Consider the following 21046-nt stretch of genomic DNA (forward strand, 5'->3'; position numbering starts at 1 on the left):
GACCGGAGGGTGGGCAGCGAGGTGGGCAAGGGGCTGTACCCGGAGCCGACGGGCGAGGTGCGCATGAGTCTGACACTGCGTTTCGCCGCCGGATCGCACAAGGGCATGATCCGGGAAGGCAACGAGGACTCCGGTTACGCCGGCCCCCGCCTGCTCGCCATCGCCGACGGCATGGGCGGCCAGGCCGCGGGCGAGGTGGCCAGCTCCGAGGTGATCTCCACCCTGGTGACGCTGGACGACGACGTCCCGGGTTCCGACCTGCTCACCTCGCTCGGCACCGCCGTCCACCGCGCCAACGAGCAGTTGCGCGTGATGGTCGAGGAGGACCCGCAGCTGGAGGGCATGGGCACCACGCTCACCGCCCTGCTGTGGACGGGCCAGCGGCTCGGCCTCGTCCACGTCGGCGACTCCCGCGCGTACCTGCTGCGCGACGGCGTCCTCACCCAGATCACCCAGGACCACACCTGGGTGCAGCGGCTGGTGGACGAGGGCCGGATCACCGAGGAGGAGGCCACCACCCATCCGCAGCGCTCGCTGCTGATGCGCGCGCTGGGCAGTGGCGACCACGTCGAGCCCGACCTGTCCATCCGCGAGGTGCGGGCCGGCGACCGCTATCTGATCTGCTCCGACGGCCTCTCCGGCGTGGTCAGCCACGAGACGATCGAGGAGCGGCTGGCGAGCTACCAGGGCCCGCAGGAGACGGTCCAGGAGCTGATCGAGCTGGCCCTGCGCGGCGGTGGACCGGACAACGTGACGGTGATCGTCGCGGACGTCCTGGACGTCGACGGCGGGGACACCCTCGTCGCCCAGCAGCACAGCGACACTCCGGTGGTCGTCGGCGCGGTCGCCGAGAACCAGTTCCCCATGGGGGACCACGGCGCCATGCAGACCCCGGCCGGCCGGGCGTCCGAGCTGGGCCGCACCCCGCCGCCGGACCCGGCGGGCGGCGGTTTCGGCCCGCCCGGCAGCGGTCCGGACGGTGACGCGGCGCCGGCCGGCGAGTTCGGCGCCTTCCACGACGACTTCGACGAGAGCGGCGTGGAGGCCGGCAAGCCCCGGCGGCGCGGGAGCTGGGTCAAGCGCTCCCTGATCATCGCGGTGGTGCTCGGCGTCGTCGGCGGCGGCCTGTACGGCGGCTACCAGTGGACGCAGACGCAGTACTACCTGGCGGCCAAGGACAACACCCACGTCGCCCTCTACCAGGGCATCGACCAGGACCTCGCCTGGATCAGCCTCAGCAAGCTGTACCAGGACCACCCCGAGATCGAACTCAAGTACCTCCCCGTCGACCAGCGCGGCCGGGTGGAGGACACGATCGCGGTGAGCAGCCGCGCGCAGGCGGAGCAGAAGGTCAAGGACCTCGGCACGCTGGCGAGCGCCTGCAAGAAGAAGGACGAGCAGCAGAAGGCCGAGCGCCGGCAGCGCGAGAACCAGAAGGCCGAGCCGCCCAAGACCGATACCGGCAAGCCCGACGCCGGGAAGCCGACGGGCAAGCCCACCACCCCGGCGGCCGGCGCGGGCTCGGGCCTCGCCCTCCAGGCCGCACCGACCCCGGCGCCCGGTCCCACCCTCAGCGAGGAAGAACAGAAAGTGGCAGCGCAGTGCAACGGCTCCCAGCAGTAAGGCTGTAGGGGGCCAGCGACGTGTCAGCCATCTCACCCATGCCGAACACCAACACCACCACCGTCAGCACGGCGGGCCAGCCGAGCCGGCGCAACACCGAGTTGCTGCTGCTCGCCTTCGCCGTCATCCTCCCCTGTTTCGCGTACGCCAACGTGGGCCTGGCGCTGGACGGCGAGATGCCCTCCGGCATGCTCGGCTACGGCATGGGCCTCGGCCTGCTCGCCGGTGTCGGCCACCTCGTGGTGCGGAAGTTCGCGCCGTACGCCGACCCCCTGCTGCTGCCGCTGGCCACGGTCCTCAACGGGCTGGGCCTGGTCATCATCTGGCGGCTGGACCAGTCCAAGCGCCTCCAGGCGTCCAAGACGTTCGCACCGGCCGCCACCAACCAGCTGCTGTTCTCGGCGCTGGGCATCGCGCTCTTCGTGGCCGTCGTGATCTTCCTCAAGGACCACCGGGTCCTCCAGCGCTACACGTACATCTCGATGGCCGTGGCGCTGGCGCTGCTGGTCTCCCCGCTGTTCTTCCCCGCGAAGTACGGTGCCCGCATCTGGATCACCCTTCCCGGCCTGGGCAGCCTCCAGCCCGGTGAGTTCGCCAAGATCGTCCTGGCGGTGTTCTTCGCCGGCTATCTGATGGTCAAACGGGACGCGCTGGCCCTCGCCAGCCGCCGGTTCATGGGCATGTACCTGCCGCGCGGCCGCGACCTGGGCCCGATCCTGGCCGTCTGGGCCTTCAGCATCCTGATCCTGGTCTTCGAGACCGACCTCGGTACCTCGCTGCTGTTCTTCGGCATGTTCATCGTGATGCTCTACGTCGCGACCGAGCGCACCAGCTGGATCGTCTTCGGCCTGCTGATGTCGGCGGCCGGCGCGGTGGGCGTGGCCTCGTTCGAGACCCACGTTCAGCAGCGCGTCCAGGCGTGGCTCGACCCGCTGGGCGAGTTCCTGATGAGCAAGAAGGGCATCGCCGGCCACTCCGAGCAGTCGATGCAGGCCCTGTGGGCCTTCGGCTCGGGCGGCGTCTCCGGCACCGGCTGGGGCCAGGGCAACTCGGACCTGATCGGCTTCGCCGCCAACTCCGACTTCATCCTCGCCACGGTCGGCGAGGAGCTGGGCCTGGCCGGTCTGATGGCCATCGTGCTGATCTACGGCCTGATCGTGGAACGCGGTGTGCGCACCTCGCTCGCCGCCCGCGACCCGTTCGGCAAGCTGCTGGCCATCGGCCTCGCCGGCGCGTTCGCCATCCAGGTGTTCGTGGTGGCCGGCGGTGTCACCGGGCTCATCCCGCTGACCGGTATGACGATGCCGTTCATGGCCCAGGGCGGATCCTCGGTGATCGCCAACTGGGCGCTGATCGCCATCCTCCTCAAGATCAGTGACGCGGCGCGCCGTCCGGCCCCGACGCCCGTGAGCAACCCCGACGCCGAGATGACCCAGGTGGTCCGACCGTGAACAAGCCCGTGCGCCGGATCGCGATCTTCTGCGGACTCCTGGTCCTCGCGCTGATGATCCGCGGCAACTGGCTCCAGTTCGTCAAGGCCGACGAGCTCAAGAACGACAAGAACAACATGCGGGTCAACATCGCCCGCTACAGCCAGCCCCGCGGCAACATCATCGTCGACGGCCAGGAGATCACCGGCTCCAAGGAAGTCAACGGGATCAACTACAAGTACAAGCGCACGTACAAGAACGGCGAGATGTGGGCGCCGGTGACCGGCTACAGCTCGCAGGTCTACAAGCCCACCCTGCTGGAGGGCGTCGAGGACAAGATCCTCACCGGCGACGACGACCGGCTGTTCTTCAACCGGACGATCGACATGATCACCGGCAAGGGCAAGAAGGGCGGTGACGTGATCACCACCCTCAACGCCAAGGCCCAGGAGGCCGCCTTCAAGGGGCTGGGCAGCAAGAAGGGCGCCGTCGCCGCCATCGACCCGCGCACCGGCAAGATCCTGGCGCTCGCCTCCACCCCGTCGTACGACCCCTCGCGGATCGCCGGGGCCAACGACGGCGACGCCTGGACCAAGCTCAACGACGACAAGAACAAGCCGATGCTCAACCGGGCGCTGCGGGAGACCTACCCGCCCGGTTCGACGTTCAAGGTCGTCACCGCCGCCGCGGCCCTGGAGAACGGCCTCTACAAGGACGTCGACGAGAAGACGAACTCGCCCAAGGGCTGGACGCTGCCCGACACCCGGAACCTGCCGCTGCCCAACGAGACGCCGATGCCCTGCGACAACGTCTCGATGCGCGCGGCCCTCCAGTGGTCCTGCAACAGCGTCTTCGGCAAGATCAGCGCCGATCTGGGCAACCAGAAGATGATCGAGCAGGCGAACAAGTTCGGTTACAACAACGACGACCTGCAGATCCCGGTCGGCGTCTCCAAGAGCGTCTACCCCAAGGACAACCGCCCGCAGAACGCCATGGCCGGCATCGGCCAGGCGTCCAACCGCGCCACCCCGCTCCAGATGGCCATGGTCGCCGCCGCCGTCGCCAACAACGGCAAGCTCATGGAGCCGTACATGGTGGACAAGCTGCGCGCGCCCAACCTGAACGTCATCGAGACGCACCAGCCGAAGGAGCTGAGCCGGCCGCTCAGCCCGGAGCACGCCCAGACGCTGCAGAGCGCGATGGAGACGGTCGTCGAGGAGGGCACCGGCACCGAGGCCAAGATCGACGGCGTCAAGGTCGGCGGCAAGACGGGTACCGCCCAGCACGGTGTGGACAACAGCGGCAACCCCTACGCGTGGTTCATCTCCTACGCCAAGAAGGGGGACGGCTCGCCGGTGGCCGTCGCGGTCGTCATCGAGGGCTCGAACACGATGCGCGACGACATCGCGGGCGGCAAGCTGGCGGCGCCGATCGCCAAGGGCGTCATGGAGGCGGTGCTCAACTCCTCGAAGTGATCCCGCGGCGTGACCGGCACCGCGCGCCGGTACCAGGTACGTATCGGGTGCCGGTCACGCCCGGGTGCCGTACGGGACGCCGGGTACGGTAAGCGCGGACAGCACACCGCCGGACCCACGTCGGTGCGGTCGGGAAGAACGGAAGGGCTGGAGCTATGGAAGAGCCGCGTCGCCTCGGCGGCCGGTACGAGCTGGGCTCGGTGCTCGGCCGTGGTGGCATGGCCGAGGTCTACCTCGCCCACGACACCCGGCTCGGCCGCACCGTCGCCGTGAAGACGCTCCGGGTGGACCTCGCCCGGGACCCGTCCTTCCAGGCCCGGTTCCGCCGTGAGGCCCAGTCGGCCGCCTCGCTGAACCACCCGTCCATCGTCGCGGTCTACGACACCGGCGAGGACTACGTGGACGGGGTCTCGATCCCGTACATCGTCATGGAGTACGTGGACGGGTCCACCCTCCGCGAGCTGCTCCATTCCGGCCGCAAGCTGCTTCCCGAACGTTCGCTCGAAATGACCATCGGGGTGCTCCAGGCGCTGGAGTACTCCCACCGCGCGGGCATCGTCCACCGCGACATCAAGCCCGCCAACGTCATGCTGACCCGCACCGGCCAGGTCAAGGTCATGGACTTCGGCATCGCCCGCGCGATGGGCGACGCCGGCATGACGATGACGCAGACGGCGGCCGTGATCGGCACCGCCCAGTACCTCTCCCCCGAGCAGGCCAAGGGCGAGCAGGTGGACGCCCGCTCCGACCTGTACTCCACGGGCTGCCTCCTCTACGAACTGCTCACCGTCCGGCCGCCGTTCATCGGCGACTCCCCGGTCGCTGTCGCGTACCAGCACGTCCGCGAGGAGCCCAACCCGCCGAGCGCCTTCGACCCCGAGATCACGCCCGAAATGGACGCCATCGTCCTGAAGGCGCTGGTCAAGGACCCGGACTACCGCTACCAGTCGGCCGACGAGATGCGCGCCGACATCGAGGCCGCCCTGGAGGGCCGCCCGGTGGCCGCCGCGGCGGGCTACGGGGCCATGGGCGCGGCCGGCTACGGCGGCGAGGACCAGCCCACCGCCATGCTCGGCCGGCACGACCCGAACGCCGCCGGGCAGACGTCCATGCTGCCGCCCGTACGGGACGGCGGGGGCTACGGAGGCGGCGGGTACGGCGGTTACGACGACGGCGGGGACGGCGCCGGCCACGGCGGCAACGGCCGGAAGAAGAGCGGCCTCTCGACGATCCTCCTGGTGGTCGCGGGCATCCTGGTGCTGGTCGGCGCGATCTTCATCGGGAAGTCGCTGTTCAGCGGGGACGGCAAGAGCGGTGAGGTCACCGTGCCCAACCTGATCGGCGAGAAGCTCGATTCCGCGCAGAAGCAGGGCGAGAACGTCGAACTGAAGGTCGTCGACAGCGGCAAGGCGGTCAACTGCGACGCCGACAAGGGCAAGGTCTGCGAGCAGAGCCCCAAGCCGGGCGCCAAGGTCGCGCGGAACAGCGAGGTCACGGTCTCGCTGTCCAAGGGGCCGGCCAAGGTCGAGGTCCCCAACGTCCTCCACATCCAGTTCGACAAGGCGAAGAAGCAGCTGGAGGACCGGGGCTTCACGGTCCACCGCAAGGAGGAGCAGACCGACGAGGCCACGGCCGGCACCGTCATCAACCAGAACCCCGAGGCCAACGAGCAGGCCGAGAAGGGCGCGGAGGTCACCCTCACCGTCGCCACGGCCGTCCCGACGAAGACCGTTCCGCCGGTGGTGGGGCAGCAGTACGACGCGGCCGCGAAGCAGCTGACGGACAACGGTTTCAAGGTGTCCCGGAAGGACGTCGACGACAGCGCCCCGGCCGGTCAGGTGACCGCCCAGTCCCCGGAGGGCAGCACGGCGGCCACGCCCGGCTCGACGGTCGAGCTGTCGGTCTCCAAGGGCCCGCAGGACGTCGACGTCCCCAACCTGGCCAACATGCCCCTCAAGGACGCCAAGAAGGCACTGGAGGACGCCGGACTCAAGGTCGGCACCATCATGGGCCCGAACGACGACAAGGCCGTCGTGCAGACGTCCATGCCGCTCCCCGGCGGCAAGGCGAAGAAGGGCTCGGCGGTCAACCTGGTCACCCGCGCGGGCACTCCCGGCACCGACATCGGCGGCGCCAACCAGGGCGGTGACACCCAGGGGAACCCCGGCGGCAACGACCAGGGCGGCCCCTTCGGCGGCTTCCTCGAAGGCCGCCGGCACTGATCCGTGAGGACAACGGAGCCCCGGCGCCGCCTTCTTGAGGAGGACGGCGCCGGGGCTCTCTCACATCCTGCCGGGGATCAGCCACACCCGGCCCGGGATCAGCCCCGCAGCTCCTTCGGCGGCGTCCGCTTCTCGTCCACCTTCTCCGTCCGCGTCAACTCCGCCCAGACGACGTAGCGGTAGTCGGAGGTGTAGATCGGCGTGCAGGTCGTCAGCGTCAGGTAGCGGCCCGGCACGGTCTTCCCGGACTCCCGGGGCACCGGGTCGAGGACCTTCACGTTGAACCGCGAGGTCTGCTTGAGCTCCTTGTAGACCGTGTAGACGTACCAGGTGTCCCGCGTCTCGAAGACGACCGGGTCGCCGTCCTTGATCTTGTGGATGTTGTGGAACTTGGCGCCGTGCCCGTCCCGGTGCGCCGCGAGCGTGAGGTTGCCCTGGCCCTCCCAGGGCAGGGTGGCCTTCACGGGCTTGCGGTAGTAGCCGGCCACGCCCTCGTTGAGGACGGAGCTGCCCGTGCCGGGCTTCACCAGCACCTCGCCCTTGCCCATGGCGGGCACGTGCAGGAAGCCGACCCCGTCCTTGGTGTCCAGGGCGCCCGGCTCCTTCCGCGCCCAGTTCTCGCGCACCTGCGCGCCCTGCCGCTTCGCCTCACGGTCGGCTATCACGTTCGTCCACCACAGCGAGTAGACGACGAACAGCGCCAGCAGCACGCCGGCGGTGATCAGCAGTTCGCCGATCACGCCGACGGTGGCGGCTATCCGGCTCCGGGTACGGCCGCGCCGCGGTGGCGCGTCGTCGGTCAGCTCCTCGGTCCCTGCCACAGCCCGCCCGTACCCCGCTCCCCTGCCGTCCGTCAGTCGACGAGCGCGTCCGGCTTGCCCTTCCCGCGCGGGCGCTCGTCCACCATCTTGCCCCACACGATCATCCGGTACGTACTGGTGAATTCGGGGGTGCAGGTGGTCAGGGTGATGTACCGGCCCGGTCCCGTGAAGCCCGAACCCTGGGGTACCGGGCGGATGACCCCGACGTTCGCCGGTGACGTCTGGTCCAGTCGGCTCGTCATCTCATAGGTGTAGAAGGCGCTCTTGGTTTCCACCACGATCTTGTCACCGGGCCGCAGCCGGTTGACGTAGCGGAACGGTTCGCCATGGGTGTTGCGGTGGCCCGCGAGCGCGAAGTTGCCCTGCCGGTCCCAGGGCATCGCGGTCTTCAGCGGCCCCTTGCCGTAGTGCCCGACCATGCCGCGGTCCAGGACCTTGTGTTTCCCCGTGCCCTCGGCGATCGGGGCCTTCACGTCGAGCTTGGGGATGTAGATGATGGCGAAGCCCTCGCCGGGCGAGAACGCGCCCGCGTCGCGGTCCTTGCCGCCGTCCCGGGCCCAGCTCTTGCGGAGGTCCTTCGCCGCGCCGCCGGCCTGCTGCTGGGCGATGACGTTGGTCCACCAGAGCTGGTAGGCGACGAACAGCAGCATCACCACGCCTATGGTGATGAACAGTTCGCCCAGCAGCCGGCTGACGACCACGCCCAGGCCGTCCTTGCGCGCCCGCTCCGCCCGCCGGGCCGCCCGGCGCCGCTCCGCCCGTCCACCGGCCGGGGGAGGCACGGCCGGCGTCCCGACCGAGGGGGCCGCCGTCCGGCGCAGCGGCATCGTCGCGTCGCCCTCGGGCGGCAGCGGCCGGGCGCCGCCGCGGGGCTGCGGGGGAACGCCCACCGGGACTTCGGGCGGCAGCGGCCGGGAGACGGCCTCGGAGGGCGTCTCGGGAGGAAGGGGCCGGGCGGCGAACCGTCCGGCGTTCTCGGGCGGCAGCGGCCGGGAGACGCCCGGGGACGGGACGGCGGGCCCGGGCACCGACGCCCACGGCTCGACGGCCCGCTCGCCCGGCACGTACTCGTACGGATCGTCGGCCGACCGGTGCCGCCCGTGCCCGTGCGGGGCGGTGACCGGTTCGCTCCTCCCGTGTCCGTAAGCGTCGGTGGGCCGGTGACCGTACGGATCGTCGGCCGACCGCCGCCCGTACCCGTACGGATCGTCGGCCGAATCGTTCCGCCCGTGCCCGTAGGGGTCGGTGGGCGGCTCGCCCTGGCCGTACCCGTAAGGGTCGGTGGGCGGCCGGGGGTCCGTCGGCGGGGGCGTGTACCGCTCCGGCGCCGGCGCCCCCCACGGGTCCCGCTCGGGGCGGAGCCCGTTCACTCTCCGGCCTTGCCCACCACCGGGGCGAGCCCGGCCGACCGTTCCACCGCCCCCGTGTCACCGCAGGAGACGAGCCAGTTGGCCAGCATCCGGTGCCCCCACTCGGTGAGCACCGACTCGGGGTGGAACTGCACGCCCTCGACGGGCAGATCGCGGTGGCGCAGGCCCATGGCGACGCCGCTCTCCGTCCAGGCCGTCATCTCCAGCTCGTCCGGCCAGCTCTCCCGCGCGACGGCGAGGGAGTGGTAGCGGGTGGCGGTGAACGGCGAGGGCAGCCCCTGGAAGACACCGGATCCCTGGTGGCTGACGGACGAGGTCTTGCCGTGCAGCAGCTCGGGCGCCCGGCCGACCACCCCGCCGTACGCGACGGCCATCGACTGCATGCCCAGGCAGACGCCGAACACGGGCACCCCGGTGGCCGCGCAGTGCCGCACCATGTCGATGCAGACACCGGCCTGTTCGGGCGCTCCGGGACCGGGGGAGAGCAGCACCCCGTCGAATCCGTCCTGCGCGTGCGCCGGTTCGACCTCGTCGTTGCGGCGCACCTCGCACTCGGCGCCGAGCTGGTAGAGGTACTGGACGAGGTTGAAGACGAAGCTGTCGTAGTTGTCCACGACGAGGATGCGCGCGCTCATCGCGTCACCGCCATTCCGTTGCCGGTGTCGGCAGGCTGTCGTCGACCGTCACGTCGTTGAACGGCAGCAGCGGTTCGGCCCAGGGGAAGACGTACTGGAAGAGGACGTAGACGACGGCCAGCACGAGGACCACGGAGATCAGGGCCTTCACCCACGCGTTGCCCGGCAGATGACGCCAGATCCAGACGTACATGCTGTCCCTACTTGCCGACGGGGATGGTCTTTGCCGCACCAGAGTAAGGGGCCGCACCCGCGCGCGGGGCGCAGCCGGGCAAACCCCGGCGCGGAGTTCCCGCCGGGCGCGCGGGCCCGTCAGCCGGCCGGCTTGGCGTAGTGCAGGTCCACCGCTCCGGTGTAGCCGGGAAGGGTCACCTTGTCGTGCTGGTCGACCTTCCAGCCGAGGCCGTACGCGGCGACGTACTGGAGGTAGTTCTGGATGGTCGGCGAGGTGTCCAGGGCCTTGCGCAGCCGGCCGCGGTCACCGACAGCGGTGATCTTGTAGGGCGGGGAGTAGACGCGGCCCTGGAGGATGAGGGTGTTGCCGACGCAGCGGACGGCGCTGGTGGAGATCAGCCGCTGGTCCATCACCTGGATGCCCTGGGCGCCGCCCCGCCAGAGGGCGTTGACGACGGCCTGGAGGTCCTGCTGGTGGATGACCAGGTCGTTGGGCTGGGGCTGCGGGACGCCGGGGATCTTGGCGGTGGCGTTGGGCGGCGCGTCGGTCAGGGTGACCGTGAGGCCGGTGCCGCCGATCTCCCGGGTGCCCGCGGCGTCGCCCAGGGCGGCCAGCCGGCGGGCCTCGGCGGTGTCGCCGCCGGAGTCGCGGCCGGCGAGGGAGTCGACCTCGGCGCGCAGGGTGGCGGCGCCGCGCTCCAGTTCGCCGTTGCCCTTGCTGCGCTCCTGGATGAGGTCGGAGAGCCGGAGCATGGAGGCGTCGGTGCGGATGTTGGTGCCCTTGGCGGTGTTGAAGCTCATCCAGAAGATGAGGCCGGCGAGGGCGAAGACCGCGGCCGTCAGCAGCCGTACCGGGCGGAATCGCCGGGGAGGGCGGCGGTCGGGCGCTGCGTCGCTGGTGGAGACGGCAGAATTGCTCAACGTACCCTTGTCCTCTCCGACGCCGCTGAAGCACTACGCTAACGGACGCCCGGGGGGAGGAAGCGCTCCCCGACGCGGCCGACCAGCCCTTGTACCCCCAGCGCGGTTACGCAGCGCATCGACAGGAGAGTTCCTCGTGCCGAAGTCACGGATCCGCAAGAAGGAAGACTTCACGCCTCCGCCGGCGAAGCAGCAGAGCATCAAGCTGAACAGCGGACGGCGGTGGGTGGCTCCGCTCATGCTGGCACTGTTCCTGATCGGGCTCGCGTGGATCGTCGTCTTCTACGTGACGGGCAGCGACATGCCCATCGAGTCCCTGCACAACTGGAACATCGTGGTCGGCTTCGGCTTCATCGCGGCGGGGTTCGTGGTCTCCACCCAGTGGAAGTAGCGGGCCGGAGCAGGGGGTAGCAGGGGGCCGAAGAGTGGCCCGACCCGGTTATCCACACCCTCATCCACAGTGGGGAAAAACTCAGAAGATCTGTGGATAACTTCCTCGGCGTTGACGCCGGTGTGACTGTTCGCGATCCCTGTGGATCGTCGCCCACACCGGCGTCCGTCGTCATATCCGCAGGTCGGAACGGGTTCACCGAGGTCCGGAAGCGGCTTTCCCACCGTCCTGCACACCGGCCGGTGGATGCTGTGGACAACTCCCGGCGCACTGATGTGGGTGACAGGCACGGGTGACGGTCCGGGGCCGGGGCCCCGGACGGCGTCCCCTACGTCAGCTCGGCCGTCCGGACGACCACCGTCACCACGATCGCCACCAGCGCGGCCCCGCAGGTCAGCCACTGCACCAGCGCCCGTCGCGCGCGGGGCGCGTGCACCATGCCGTACGCCACCAGGGCGCCCACCACCAGGCCGCCGATGTGCGCTTCCTTGGCGATGTTGTTCCAGGTGAAGGTGAAGATCAGGTTGAGCACGAGCAGCGCCATCACCGGGCGCATGTCGTACTTCAGCCGGCGCATCAGCACCGCGGTGGCCCCCAGCAGGCCGAAGATCGCGCCCGAGGCGCCGTACGACCGCCCGCCCGGGTCGACCATCAGATAGGTGAGCGCGCCGCCGCCGAGCCCCGACAGCAGGTAGAGCGCCAGGTACCGGGCCCGGCCGAAGGCGGCCTCCAGCGGGGGTCCCAGCCACCAGAGCGACAGCATGTTGAAGCCGATGTGCATCACCGACTCGTGCAGGAACAGCGAGGTCAGCAGCCGGTACCACTGCCCCTCGGCGACGCCCTCGCCGTCCTGGAACGGATCGCGCCCGACCAGCTCCAGGGTGCCGACGACGTCCTGCCCCTTGACCATCACCGCGATCCAGATCGCGATGTTGATGCCCAGCAGCACCTTGGTCACCAGAAAGGGGTCACCGGGGCGTTCGACGGAGCCCGCGGTCGTCCGCGGGGCGGTGTCCTGCCGGTCGTCCCCCCGGCCGGGGCCGGATCCGCCGCCCGAGCACTCGGGGCAGTGGAACCCGACCGAGGCGTTGACCATGCAGTCGGGACAGATCGGCCGTTCGCAGCGCGTACAGCGGATGCCCGTCTCACGGTCCGGATGCCGGTAACAGCAGACGGCCTGGTCGTTCATGCTCTCCCCTCGCCCCTGTGGCGGACCCGGGCGCCGCCGTTGCCGAGCAGGGCCCCGCCCGTCTTACGGACGGGCGGGGCGCCGGGTTCCCTGCATGGGTGAACGGTCCTCAGCGGGACTCGATCACAACGCTCTCGATGACGACGTCGTTCACCGGACGGTCGGTGCGCGGGTTGGTCTGGGTGGCCGCGATCGCGTCCACGACCTTCTTGCTCGCGTCGTTGCTGACCTCACCGAAGATGGTGTGCTTGCCGGTCAGCCACGCGGTCGGGGACACGGTGATGAAGAACTGCGAACCGTTGGTGCCCGGGCCGGCGTTGGCCATGGCCAGCAGGTAGGGCTTGTTGAAGGCCAGGTCGGGGTGGAACTCGTCCTTGAACTCGTACCCCGGGCCGCCGGTGCCGTTGCCCAGCGGGTCACCGCCCTGGATCATGAAGCCGCTGATGACGCGGTGGAACACCGTGCCGTCGTACAGCTTGTCCGTGGACTTCTTGCCGGTCGCCGGGTGGACCCACTCGCGCTCGCCCTTCGCGAGCTCGACGAAGTTCTTGACCGTCGTCGGGGCGTGATTCGGCAGGAGCCGGATCTCGATGTCCCCCTGGTTGGTCTTCAGGGTCGCGTAGAGCTGCTCGGCCACGATCTACCTTCCATAGTCTGCACTGACAGCCACCGATCCTCGCACGGACCGGGGTCCGGCGAGTAACGCCCAAAGCCCCGCGCGCGGCGGCGAACCGTGGCATTGTCGAGCCGGAGGCCCGTTGACCCGGATGCCCTTCCGAACCTGCCGGACCGCCCCTGGACAGGCATGATTTCCCACTGGGTGGAAAGGCGACAGTCCAGTACGCCACCGAGGAGGAGGTTCTCGTGACCCGCAAGGACAGCGTGCGCGCCGCGACCAGCACCGCCAAGGACAGCGTGCGCCACGCGGCCGAAGTGGTGGCGCCCTACGCCGGCACGGCCAAGGACGCCGCCGTGCACTATGCGCACGAAGCCCGCGTCCGGCTCGCCCCCAAGGTGGCCGAGGCCGCCCACCAGGCGCGTTCCCAGTACGACGCGCACCTGCAGCCCCGGATCGACCATGCCCTCGAGGTGCTGCCGCCCAAGGTGAACCAGGCCGCCGCCCGGGCCCGCGCCGCCGCCGAGCCCGTCCGCGACGAGGCCGTCTCCCGTGGCACCGCGGCGCTCGCCGTGCTGCGCGGCCAGGTCCCGGCGGAGGACGTGGAGCGCCTGGGCCGCAAGCACTCCCGCCGCGGCCGGGCCGGCCGGGTGGTGAAGCGGCTCGCCTTCGCGGGGCTGCTGGTGGGCGGCGCCGTCGCCGCCTGGCGCTGGTGGGACAAGCAGGCCAACCCGGACTGGCTGGTCGAGCCGCCGGCCGCCACCGAGATCGCCGACCGTCCGCACCTCACCTCGGTCGACGGCAGCGGCGACCGCTCCCCCCTCGACCCGGAGGTCCAGGCCAAGCAGGCCGAGGCGGAGGCGGCGTCGGTCGAGGACGAGAAGACCGGCGAAGACCGGGCGGGCGACGGGAAGAAGGAGGGCGGCCACTCCTGAGGCCGCGGCTCCCGGCCCCCCGGCCCCGCCCCGGACGTCGGACGACGGTTCAGGCGGCGGTGAGCAGGGGGGCGAGCCGGGTGGCGGTCAGCCGCCGTACCAACGTGTCGCCCCACCGGACGACGAGCGCGGCCAGGGCGGCGGCCACCAGGGCGCCCACCGCGAAGCCCACCAGCACGTCGTGCGGGTAGTGGACGCCGACCCACACGCGGGACGCGCCCATGGCGCACGCGGCCAGGAGGGCGAGGGCACCCAGCCGCCGTGAGACGAACAGCAGGGCGACGGCTGCCGCGGCGGCGAGGGCGGCGTGGTTGCTGGGGAAGGACCAGTCGCCCGGTGCCGGGCACGCCTCCAGGGTCGCCGTGGGCAGGCCGCGGCAGGGGCGGTCCTCGCGGACGAGGAGCTTGACGCCGTCGTTCACGGCGTAGGCGAGCACCACGATCAGCGGCGCCGCCAGTGCGGTCACGGCCGGCACGGCGTCCTTCCGCCGCGCACGCCACCAGGCCACGACCATCAGCAGGGCGAACAGCCCGAGCCCGTAGGCGGACCAGGCCGTCACGGTGTCGTCCAGCCACACCGGGGAGCGGTGGGCCAGGTCGACTATGTCGCGGTAGAGGGGCCCGTCGATCGAGGACCCGTCGAAGGCGGACGTCACTGCTGAGCTCCCTTGGTTCGGGTGGCCGGGTTCTTGCGCGAGCGGTACAGCTCCAGTGCCAGTGGCAGCAGCGACACCGCGACGATCAGGGCGACGAGCGGCAGGAGACAACGGTCGACGTCGGGGACCGACGAGCCGAGGCCGTAGCCGGCCAGGGTCAGGCCGACGGTCCACACGACGCCGCTGACGGCCTGCCACAGGGTGAAGGTCCCGACCGGAACCCTCAAGGTGCCCGCCAGGGGGTTCAGTACCGTGCGCACCACCGGCACGAACCGGGCGAGCGTGATGGCCTTGGCGTGCCCGTACCGTGCGAGCAGCGCCTCGGCCCGCTCGGCGCCCTCGTGCAGGCGGGGCGAGCGGCTGCGGGCCAGGAGGGTGCCTCCGGCCTTCCGTCCGATGAGGTAGCCGCACTGCGAGCCGGCCAGGACGCCCACGACCGCGGTCGCCAGCAGCGGCCCCAGGGAGAGCCGCACCGCGGCACCCGGGGCGCCCGCGCACAGCAGCCCCGCGGTGAACAGCAGGGAGTCCCCGGGCAGGAAGAAGCCGACCAGCAGGCCCGTCTCGGCGAACATCACCACGCCGACCCCCAGCACGCCGAACGCGGCCAGGAGCGACCGGGAATCGAGGACGTTCACGGCGAGCGCCGGCCCCGCCGCGGCCATGGGTGCGAACACAGGCACGAGCCCTTCCATAATGGACGACCGGGGCGTCCGGGCGACGACAAGCGTGTAGACGGTCTACAGCACTGTAGACGGTCATGGGGCAGGGAAGGTTTCCGTGGGGAGCGACGAATCCGTGGGGAGCGGCAAAGACGAACGCCGGGCCGCCGGCGAACTGGAGGCCGCCGTGCTGACCGCCCTGTGGGCCGCCGACGGCCCCCTCACCCCCGGCGAGGTGCAGGCCCGGCTGGACTCCGGCCTGGCCCGGACCACCGTGACCACGGCCCTGACCCGGCTGTACGACAAGGAGGTGCTCGACCGCCGGCGGCAGGGACGCGGCTACGCCTACTTCCCCGTGCAGGACGCCCCCGGGATCACGGCCCAGCGCATGCACACCGAACTGGAGCGGGACGGCGACCGCGAGACGGCACTGGCACGGTTCGTCGCCCGCCTCGGCCCCGACGACGAGCGGTTCCTGCGGCAGCTGCTGGAGACCGAGGGCCCATGACGACCGCCGTGCTGGCGTCGCTGCTGCTCCCCCTCGCCATGCCCCTGCTGGCGAGCCGGGCGCCGCGGCACCTCAGCCCCACCGCCACCCTGTGGGCCCTCACCGCCACCACCGTGGTCACGGCCGGGGGCTTCCTCCTGTCGCTCGGGGTCCTGACCCTCGCCGGTCTGCTCCGGCTGCGCTTCTTCGCGGTGCTCGGCGAGTTGGTCCGGCCCCTGCACACGCTGCCGGACCCCCTCGTCCCGGCGGCGTCCGCCGGGGCCGCCGCCCTGCTCACCGCCGCCGCCTGGACGACCGTCCGTACCGCGCTGCGCCAACTCCGGGACGTACGCGCGGCGCGCGCGGCCGTGGCCGGCCACCCCGCGGCGGGTGACCTGCACGTCATCGACTCCCCGCACCCCGACGCGTACGCGCTGCCGGGCGGGTCCGGCCGGGTCGTGGTCACCACCGCCATGATCCGCTGCCTCGACGCGGCCGAACGCGACGTCCTCCTCGCCCATGAACGGGCCCATGTCTCCGGCCGCCACCACTACTTCCTCGTGGCCGCCGACCTCGCCGCGAGCTGCCACCCGGCCCTGCGCACCGCCCGGACCGCCGTCCGGCTCGCGGCCGAGCGCGCCGCCGACGAGGCCGCCGCCACCGCCGTCGGCGACCGCCGGCTGACCGCCCGCGCGATCGCCCGCGCCGCCCTGGCCGCCCACGACCGCGCCGGGCGATCCGCCGTCCTCCCCGCGGCCACGGCCGGCCCCGTGCCCCAACGCGTCACCGCTCTCCTCGCGGGCCCCCGCGAGGGCCGCCGCGGCCTCGCGGTCTGCGCCGCCCTGCTCCTCGCCGTCTGCGCGGCCACCTCCGCCGCCGCCTCGGCGACCGGCCTGGCCGTCCTCCACCGCGACGTCGAGACCGCCCAGGGCGAAACCGGCCGCTGACGCCCGTCCGGGGCGGTGCCCACCACACGACCGGGGACGGCCTTGCCCCGCCCAGGGAGCGCCACAGCCTGCTGCGGGAGATCGCGGCCGGGCACGATCGCCACACCCCCGCGGCCCCCCCGCACGGCGACCCGGCGAACGGGCGCGAAAAAGCCCTCTCCGACCGCGTTTCCGCAGGCCAGAGAGGGCGAAAAGAGTGGAGCCTAGGGGAGTCGAACCCGAAATCGTTACCTTTCCAACCTGGGAAGATGCCGGAGGATCGGACATTTTCGCCTGTTTCCACCCTCTTGAACCCGGCTCCATCCCACCCGGTCCGCGACCCGTGTTGACGTGTCAACACAGACCAACGGGCGCTTACAGAAGCGAATCATGCAGCCTTCTGTTCGCCTTCACAGTCGCAACTACGCAGTAAGCAGGCGATCGGCGCCCCGCCCGCTAGTGCAAAGGCCCGACAGGCGACGGCTTCCCTACGGCGGACCGTACAAGCCTGCTCGGCTACCGGGCCCGCCTAGACTGGGCGCGGGAGGTGTGTGGTGACCGTTACTGAGGACCGGCCGCAGATGCTGGCCGAGGAGTTCGAGCGCATCGCCGCCGCCGCCGAGCGCGAAGGCGTCCGGATGGAGTTCATCCACGGCAGGCTGGGGGTCAAGGCGGTGCCGGACGGCGACCACGACGAGATCATCCGGTGGCTGATGGAGCACTGCATGCAGCACCGCCCCGACCTGTGGCTCTACCCCGAACGCGGCCTGCGCGTCGAGCAGTACCGCAAGGGCCACGCCAAGCCGGACGGTGCCCTCGCCACCAAAGGGGCGTTTGCCGGACAGGGCGAGTGGGCGGATCCCGGCCAGGTCCTGATGGTCGTCGAGGTCACCTCGTACGACAGCGACACCGACAAGCGTGACCGGGAAGAGAAGCCCGTCGCCTACGCGCAGACCGGCATCCCCCTGTACCTGCTGATCGACCGGGACACCTGCGAGACCCTCCTCTACACCGAGCCCGACGGCGGCACCTACGCCAGTCTGCTCCGCCGCCCGTTCGGCCGCACTGTCCATCTGCCCGAACCCGTCGGCTTCGACCTCGACACGGAACCCCTGAGGGACTGGGTGCGCTGACCCGGCCCGCGCCCGGCTCCACCGGACGCTTCCGGCCCGGTCGGTCCCACCGTGACGGCCCAGCAGCCGATCACAGTACTGATCAAGGTGCGGCCCGTGGAGCACGCAGGAAGAGGGCCGTGACGAGGAGGTCGGCGGTGAGGGCCGGGCGGCACTCCGGCCTGGCTCCCGCCCCGGGCGGACAAGTCGGTGCGGGTCTGGCGATAGTCCAGCAGGGCACTCCCACCCGGGGGCACACTGGGCCTTCGGGGGAGGCGCATGCGGCGTTGTGAGCGTATGCGTCCGACCTGGTCTGTCCGCGTCCGGGGAGAGTATGGACCGAGGGTCGGGGGTTGGATGACTCAGGTGGTTCCTTGGCGCCGTGAGCTGCGTGGGGTGGGGCGGCATGGTCCTGTGGTGGTGATCGGTGCGGGGCCGTACGGCCTGTCGGTGACCGCACATCTGCGTGCCTCGGGGGTGGATGTACGTATCTTCGGGGACATCATGGGCAGTTGGCGGCATGCCATGGCCACGGGCATGTTCTTGAAGTCGACACCGCAGGCGACGGACCTGTCGGCACCCGTACCCGGGGGGACGCTGGCCGACTTCTGCCGGGCCGTGGGTGGGAGCGTGCTGACGGAGCTGACGCCCATCCCGTGCGCGACCTTCGTCCGGTACGGCATGTGGTTCACCGAGCATTACGTCGGCGAGGTGGAGAACACCCGCGTCCGGACCGTCGAGCGGTCACGCACCGGCTACCGGGTCTGTCTGGAGGGCGCCGAGGAAATCGGTGCGGCAGCCGTGGTCGTGGCCACGGGACTGGGCGCGCTCGCCCATATTCCTCCCCGGCTTCTTCCCCTGGCACCGCGCGGACCGGGACCCGACGCCGCGCTGTCCCACACCAGCCAGCACACCGACCTCTCACGCTACGCCAGGCAGCGCGTGGCCGTGGTGGGCGGTGGCCAGTCCGCCCTGGAAAGCGCGGCCCTCCTGCACGAAGCAGGCGCCGACGTCCGTGTTCTCGTCCGCAGTCCCCGGATTCGCTGGGGTGACACTCCGGTCCCGCACCGCCCTCTTCTTCAGCGGGTCATCAAGCCGTCCTCACCACTCGGCACCGGCTGGGCCCTGGCGACCGTCTGCCACGCGCCCCACGCGGTACGTCGTCTGCCGGCTCCTTCCCGGCTTCTGCTCCACCGGCGTGCCCTGGGGCCGTCGGGTGGGTGGTGGCTGCGCGAGCGCGTCGAGGGCGTCCTGCCCGTGCACTGTTCCCGCCACATCGTCCACGCCCACCTCCGCGGCGAGCAGGCACACCTCACGCTTGCGGGCGCGGGAGAAGGTCCGCCGAAGCTGTGCGTCGACCATCTCCTGGCCGCCACCGGCTACCGCCTCGACCTGGAGGCCCTGGAGTTTCTCTCGCCGGTCCTGCGCCACCGGCTCGACCGAGTCCCCGGCTCGCGGGCCCCCCGCCTGACCGCGGCGTTCGAGTCCTCCTTCCCGGCCCTGTACTTCACCGGGTCCCTGGCAGCCCCCACCTTCGGCCCCATGCTCCGCTTCGTCGCCGGTACCGCCTTCGCCGCGCGCCGCATCACTGCCCACCTGACCGGGCGCGCCCCCCACCACGGGCGGTCGGGGGTGGCGGTACGGCGGCAGTGAGAAGATTGCGAGGGTGATGGTAGTAACCAGTGATATCGAGAAGGCGGCCGAGGTGCTGCGCGCCGGGGGCCTGGTGGCCCTGCCGACGGAGACCGTCTACGGTCTGGGCGCCAACGCTGAAGATCCTGCCGCGGTCGCGCAAATCTTCCAGGCCAAGGGACGCCCGCCCACTCACCCGCTGATCGTCCACATCGGCGGCGCGGACCAGCTGGACGAGTGGGTCGAGGAGGTGCCGGCGACGGCGCGCCTGCTGGCCGAGCACTTCTGGCCGGGGCCGCTGACGCTGGTCCTGCGGCGCGGCCGGCGGGTGCCTCTCGAAGCCACGGGTGGCCTGGAGACGGTGGCTGTGCGGGTGCCCGACCACCCTGTCGCGCTCGCCCTGCTGGCGGCCTTCGGCGGCGGCATCACGGCTCCGTCCGCGAACCGCTTCGGCTCGGTCAGCCCCACGACGGCGGACCACGTCCGGGCGGAGCTCGGTGACGCGGTCGGCTTCGTGCTGGACGGCGGCCCGTGCGGCGTCGGCGTGGAGTCGACCATCGTCGATGTCACGGGCGACGTCCCGGGCATCCTGCGGCCCGGCGGGGTCACCCGCGAGGACCTCGAAGCGGTACTGGGGCGTCCGGTCACGGTCCCCTCCGCCAGCCACGTCCGGGTGCCGGGCCAGCACCCCTCCCACTACGCGCCCCGTGCGCGGGTCGTCCTGGCCGAGCCGGAGAAGGCCGTTGCCGAAGCCGAGCTCGCACAGCAGAGGGGACACCGGGTGGGTCTCCTTCTTCCCCCCGCCCTCGCCGGCGCTCCGGTGAAGGCGCACGCCGTCGTGACGGTCCCCGCCTCGATGCCGGCCTACGCGCGCGGGCTGTACGGGTTCCTGCGCGAGTTCGACCGACGCGGGTGCGACCTCGTCATCGCGTCACTGCCGGCCGAGGAGGGCCTGGGGCTCGCGATCGCCAACCGGCTCCGCCGCGCCGCGGGACCCCGGCTCTCCCCGTGACCGTTCACGGCCAAAGCGGTCAGGACGCGGTGGCGGCCGCCGCGTCCAGGCCGTGGGCCGCGACAAGCCGTGCGCTGCCGTCGGCCAGGCGGTAGGACAGGCCCACCACGGCGGCGCGGCCGGCGGCGACCTTCCCGGCGAGGGCGCGGGAGCGGTCCAGCAGCAGGTCGGCGGTGTGCTTCACGTGCTCTGCCAGGATCTCGTCGGGTTCCACTCGCCCGGCCGCGCGGGCTGCCAGCACGCTGGGGGTGACCCGTTCGACGACGTCCCGTACGTAGCCCGTGGCGGGCACACCGTCCTCCAGCGCGGCGCAGGCGGCCCCGACCGCACCACAGGAGTCGTGGCCGAGCACCACGACCAGCGGGCAGTCCAGTATGCCGACGCCGTACTCGATGCTGCCCAGCACCTCCGGCCCCAGCACGTGCCCGGCCGTGCGCACCACGAACAGGTCGCCCAGGCCCCGGTCAAAGATGATCTCTGCGGCCAGGCGGGAGTCGGAGCACCCGAACAGCACCGCGAAGGGCTGCTGGCCCGGCGCGGTCTCGGCGCGACGGGTGGCGTCCTGGTTGGGGTGTTCGGGCCTGCCCGCGACGAAGCGCCCGTTACCGGCCATCAGCAGCGCGAAGGCGCCGGAAGGCGTCAGGGTCTGGATCTCGGTCATACCCGCAGCCTACGAGCCGGTACCTGCCGCACGCACTGCCTGGTCCTGGCGGAGCACGCCGTCTCGGGCCGCTGCGCATCCGGCGGGACACGCTTGCCGG

The 21046-nt window shown here is 71.4% G+C and carries 21 protein-coding genes; 11 read left to right on the forward strand and 10 right to left on the reverse strand.

Features of this window, described 5'->3' with window-relative positions; genetic code table 11:
• Positions 1 to 63: 63 nt before the first annotated feature.
• The 4 genes from J7W19_RS15850 (at position 64) to pknB (ending at position 6750) form a co-directional block, all read left to right on the forward strand.
• Positions 64 to 1623, forward strand: a complete 1560-nt coding sequence (locus J7W19_RS15850; protein ID WP_086025214.1) for a Stp1/IreP family PP2C-type Ser/Thr phosphatase — start codon at positions 64 to 66, stop codon at positions 1621 to 1623.
• 38 nt (positions 1624 to 1661) lie between these two features.
• A complete protein-coding gene (locus J7W19_RS15855; protein WP_004939926.1) occupies positions 1662 to 3074 on the forward strand; it encodes an FtsW/RodA/SpoVE family cell cycle protein in 1413 nt (470 codons plus the stop codon).
• Positions 3071 to 4528, forward strand: a complete 1458-nt coding sequence (locus J7W19_RS15860; protein WP_004939923.1) for a peptidoglycan D,D-transpeptidase FtsI family protein — start codon at positions 3071 to 3073, stop codon at positions 4526 to 4528. The genes J7W19_RS15855 and J7W19_RS15860 overlap by 4 nt, the downstream gene beginning before the upstream one ends.
• 155 nt (positions 4529 to 4683) lie before the next feature.
• Positions 4684 to 6750, forward strand: a complete 2067-nt coding sequence (pknB, locus tag J7W19_RS15865) for a Stk1 family PASTA domain-containing Ser/Thr kinase (protein WP_004939921.1) — start codon at positions 4684 to 4686, stop codon at positions 6748 to 6750.
• A 98-nt stretch (positions 6751 to 6848) separates the two neighbouring features.
• On the opposite strand, the gene J7W19_RS15870 is transcribed toward pknB, so the two are convergent.
• The 5 genes from J7W19_RS15870 to J7W19_RS15890 form a co-directional block, all read right to left on the reverse strand.
• Entirely contained in the window at positions 6849 to 7571 is a 723-nt protein-coding gene (locus J7W19_RS15870; protein WP_004939920.1) for a class E sortase, read from the reverse strand.
• A 32-nt stretch (positions 7572 to 7603) separates the two neighbouring features.
• Complete coding sequence (locus J7W19_RS32980) at positions 7604 to 8941, reverse strand: class E sortase (RefSeq protein WP_004939917.1); 1338 nt, start codon at positions 8939 to 8941, stop codon at positions 7604 to 7606.
• Positions 8938 to 9576 carry an aminodeoxychorismate/anthranilate synthase component II gene (locus J7W19_RS15880; protein ID WP_004939914.1) on the reverse strand — a complete coding sequence of 213 codons (639 nt, stop codon included), beginning with the start codon at positions 9574 to 9576 and terminating at the stop codon, positions 8938 to 8940. Before J7W19_RS15880 ends, J7W19_RS32980 begins: the two co-directional genes overlap by 4 nt.
• 4 nt (positions 9577 to 9580) lie before the next feature.
• Positions 9581 to 9769, reverse strand: coding sequence for a hypothetical protein (locus tag J7W19_RS15885; protein ID WP_004939913.1), 189 nt, complete (start codon positions 9767 to 9769; stop codon positions 9581 to 9583).
• A 119-nt stretch (positions 9770 to 9888) separates the two neighbouring features.
• Entirely contained in the window at positions 9889 to 10671 is a 783-nt protein-coding gene (locus tag J7W19_RS15890; protein ID WP_004939908.1) for a DUF881 domain-containing protein, read from the reverse strand.
• A gap of 136 nt (positions 10672 to 10807) precedes the next feature.
• On the opposite strand from J7W19_RS15890, the gene crgA reads away from it, so the two are divergent.
• Positions 10808 to 11062 carry a cell division protein CrgA gene (gene crgA, locus J7W19_RS15895; protein ID WP_004939905.1) on the forward strand — a complete coding sequence of 85 codons (255 nt, stop codon included), beginning with the start codon at positions 10808 to 10810 and terminating at the stop codon, positions 11060 to 11062.
• A 328-nt stretch (positions 11063 to 11390) separates the two neighbouring features.
• On the opposite strand, the gene J7W19_RS15900 is transcribed toward crgA, so the two are convergent.
• Positions 11391 to 12251 carry a rhomboid family intramembrane serine protease gene (locus tag J7W19_RS15900; protein ID WP_004939904.1) on the reverse strand — a complete coding sequence of 287 codons (861 nt, stop codon included), beginning with the start codon at positions 12249 to 12251 and terminating at the stop codon, positions 11391 to 11393.
• Positions 12252 to 12360: 109 nt separating this feature from the next.
• On the reverse strand, positions 12361 to 12888 hold the full coding sequence (locus J7W19_RS15905; protein WP_004939902.1) for a peptidylprolyl isomerase: 528 nt from the start codon (positions 12886 to 12888) through the stop codon (positions 12361 to 12363).
• 227 nt (positions 12889 to 13115) lie between these two features.
• On the opposite strand from J7W19_RS15905, the gene J7W19_RS15910 reads away from it, so the two are divergent.
• Positions 13116 to 13802 (forward strand): DUF5324 family protein, encoded by a 687-nt coding sequence (locus J7W19_RS15910; RefSeq protein WP_004939901.1) that lies wholly within the window; start codon positions 13116 to 13118, stop codon positions 13800 to 13802.
• A gap of 49 nt (positions 13803 to 13851) precedes the next feature.
• Here J7W19_RS15910 and J7W19_RS15915 read toward each other — a convergent pair whose 3' ends face one another.
• Both J7W19_RS15915 and J7W19_RS15920 read right to left on the reverse strand, forming a co-directional pair.
• Positions 13852 to 14457 carry a phosphatase PAP2 family protein gene (locus J7W19_RS15915; protein ID WP_004939898.1) on the reverse strand — a complete coding sequence of 202 codons (606 nt, stop codon included), beginning with the start codon at positions 14455 to 14457 and terminating at the stop codon, positions 13852 to 13854.
• Positions 14454 to 15119, reverse strand: coding sequence for a DedA family protein (locus tag J7W19_RS15920; RefSeq protein WP_040887905.1), 666 nt, complete (start codon positions 15117 to 15119; stop codon positions 14454 to 14456). Before J7W19_RS15920 ends, J7W19_RS15915 begins: the two co-directional genes overlap by 4 nt.
• Positions 15120 to 15234: 115 nt before the next feature.
• On the opposite strand from J7W19_RS15920, the gene J7W19_RS15925 reads away from it, so the two are divergent.
• The 5 genes from J7W19_RS15925 (at position 15235) to J7W19_RS15945 (ending at position 20285) form a co-directional block, all read left to right on the forward strand.
• A complete protein-coding gene (locus J7W19_RS15925) occupies positions 15235 to 15624 on the forward strand; it encodes a BlaI/MecI/CopY family transcriptional regulator (protein WP_004939894.1) in 390 nt (129 codons plus the stop codon).
• Positions 15621 to 16550 carry a M48 family metalloprotease gene (locus J7W19_RS15930; RefSeq protein WP_004939892.1) on the forward strand — a complete coding sequence of 310 codons (930 nt, stop codon included), beginning with the start codon at positions 15621 to 15623 and terminating at the stop codon, positions 16548 to 16550. The genes J7W19_RS15925 and J7W19_RS15930 overlap by 4 nt, the downstream gene beginning before the upstream one ends.
• Positions 16551 to 17110: 560 nt before the next feature.
• A complete protein-coding gene (locus J7W19_RS15935; RefSeq protein ID WP_004939890.1) occupies positions 17111 to 17662 on the forward strand; it encodes a Uma2 family endonuclease in 552 nt (183 codons plus the stop codon).
• Positions 17663 to 18058: 396 nt separating this feature from the next.
• Positions 18059 to 19294 carry an NAD(P)-binding domain-containing protein gene (locus tag J7W19_RS15940; RefSeq protein ID WP_233478114.1) on the forward strand — a complete coding sequence of 412 codons (1236 nt, stop codon included), beginning with the start codon at positions 18059 to 18061 and terminating at the stop codon, positions 19292 to 19294.
• Positions 19295 to 19310: 16 nt separating this feature from the next.
• The gene (locus J7W19_RS15945) at positions 19311 to 20285 is read left to right on the forward strand and encodes an L-threonylcarbamoyladenylate synthase (protein ID WP_040887900.1); all 975 of its coding nucleotides are present in this window, start codon (positions 19311 to 19313) and stop codon (positions 20283 to 20285) included.
• A gap of 19 nt (positions 20286 to 20304) precedes the next feature.
• Here the strand turns inward: J7W19_RS15945 and J7W19_RS15950 are convergent, their stop codons facing one another.
• Positions 20305 to 20946: a carbonic anhydrase gene (locus J7W19_RS15950; protein WP_004939886.1), complete on the reverse strand. Its 642-nt coding sequence runs from the start codon at positions 20944 to 20946 to the stop codon at positions 20305 to 20307.
• Positions 20947 to 21046: the final 100 nt, after the last annotated feature.

The sequence above is a fragment of the Streptomyces mobaraensis NBRC 13819 = DSM 40847 genome (assembly GCF_017916255.1).
GTDB lineage: Bacteria > Actinomycetota > Actinomycetes > Streptomycetales > Streptomycetaceae > Streptomyces > Streptomyces mobaraensis.

Bases quoted from the DNA above. Each gene is read 5' to 3' on its own strand.
- J7W19_RS15920 (WP_040887905.1), bottom strand. From the start codon at position 15,119: ATGGCCGCGGCGGGGCCGGCGCTCGCCGTGAACGTCCTCGATTCCCGG.
- J7W19_RS15930 (WP_004939892.1), top strand. From the start codon at position 15,621: ATGACGACCGCCGTGCTGGCGTCGCTGCTGCTCCCCCTCGCCATGCCC.
- J7W19_RS15900 (WP_004939904.1), bottom strand. From the start codon at position 12,251: ATGAACGACCAGGCCGTCTGCTGTTACCGGCATCCGGACCGTGAGACG.
- J7W19_RS15935 (WP_004939890.1), top strand. From the start codon at position 17,111: ATGCTGGCCGAGGAGTTCGAGCGCATCGCCGCCGCCGCCGAGCGCGAA.
- J7W19_RS15885 (WP_004939913.1), bottom strand. From the start codon at position 9,769: ATGTACGTCTGGATCTGGCGTCATCTGCCGGGCAACGCGTGGGTGAAG.
- pknB (WP_004939921.1), top strand. From the start codon at position 4,684: ATGGAAGAGCCGCGTCGCCTCGGCGGCCGGTACGAGCTGGGCTCGGTG.
- J7W19_RS15945 (WP_040887900.1), top strand. From the start codon at position 19,311: ATGGTAGTAACCAGTGATATCGAGAAGGCGGCCGAGGTGCTGCGCGCC.
- J7W19_RS15850 (WP_086025214.1), top strand. From the start codon at position 64: ATGAGTCTGACACTGCGTTTCGCCGCCGGATCGCACAAGGGCATGATC.
- J7W19_RS15880 (WP_004939914.1), bottom strand. From the start codon at position 9,576: ATGAGCGCGCGCATCCTCGTCGTGGACAACTACGACAGCTTCGTCTTC.
- J7W19_RS15855 (WP_004939926.1), top strand. From the start codon at position 1,662: ATGCCGAACACCAACACCACCACCGTCAGCACGGCGGGCCAGCCGAGC.
- J7W19_RS15950 (WP_004939886.1), bottom strand. From the start codon at position 20,946: ATGACCGAGATCCAGACCCTGACGCCTTCCGGCGCCTTCGCGCTGCTG.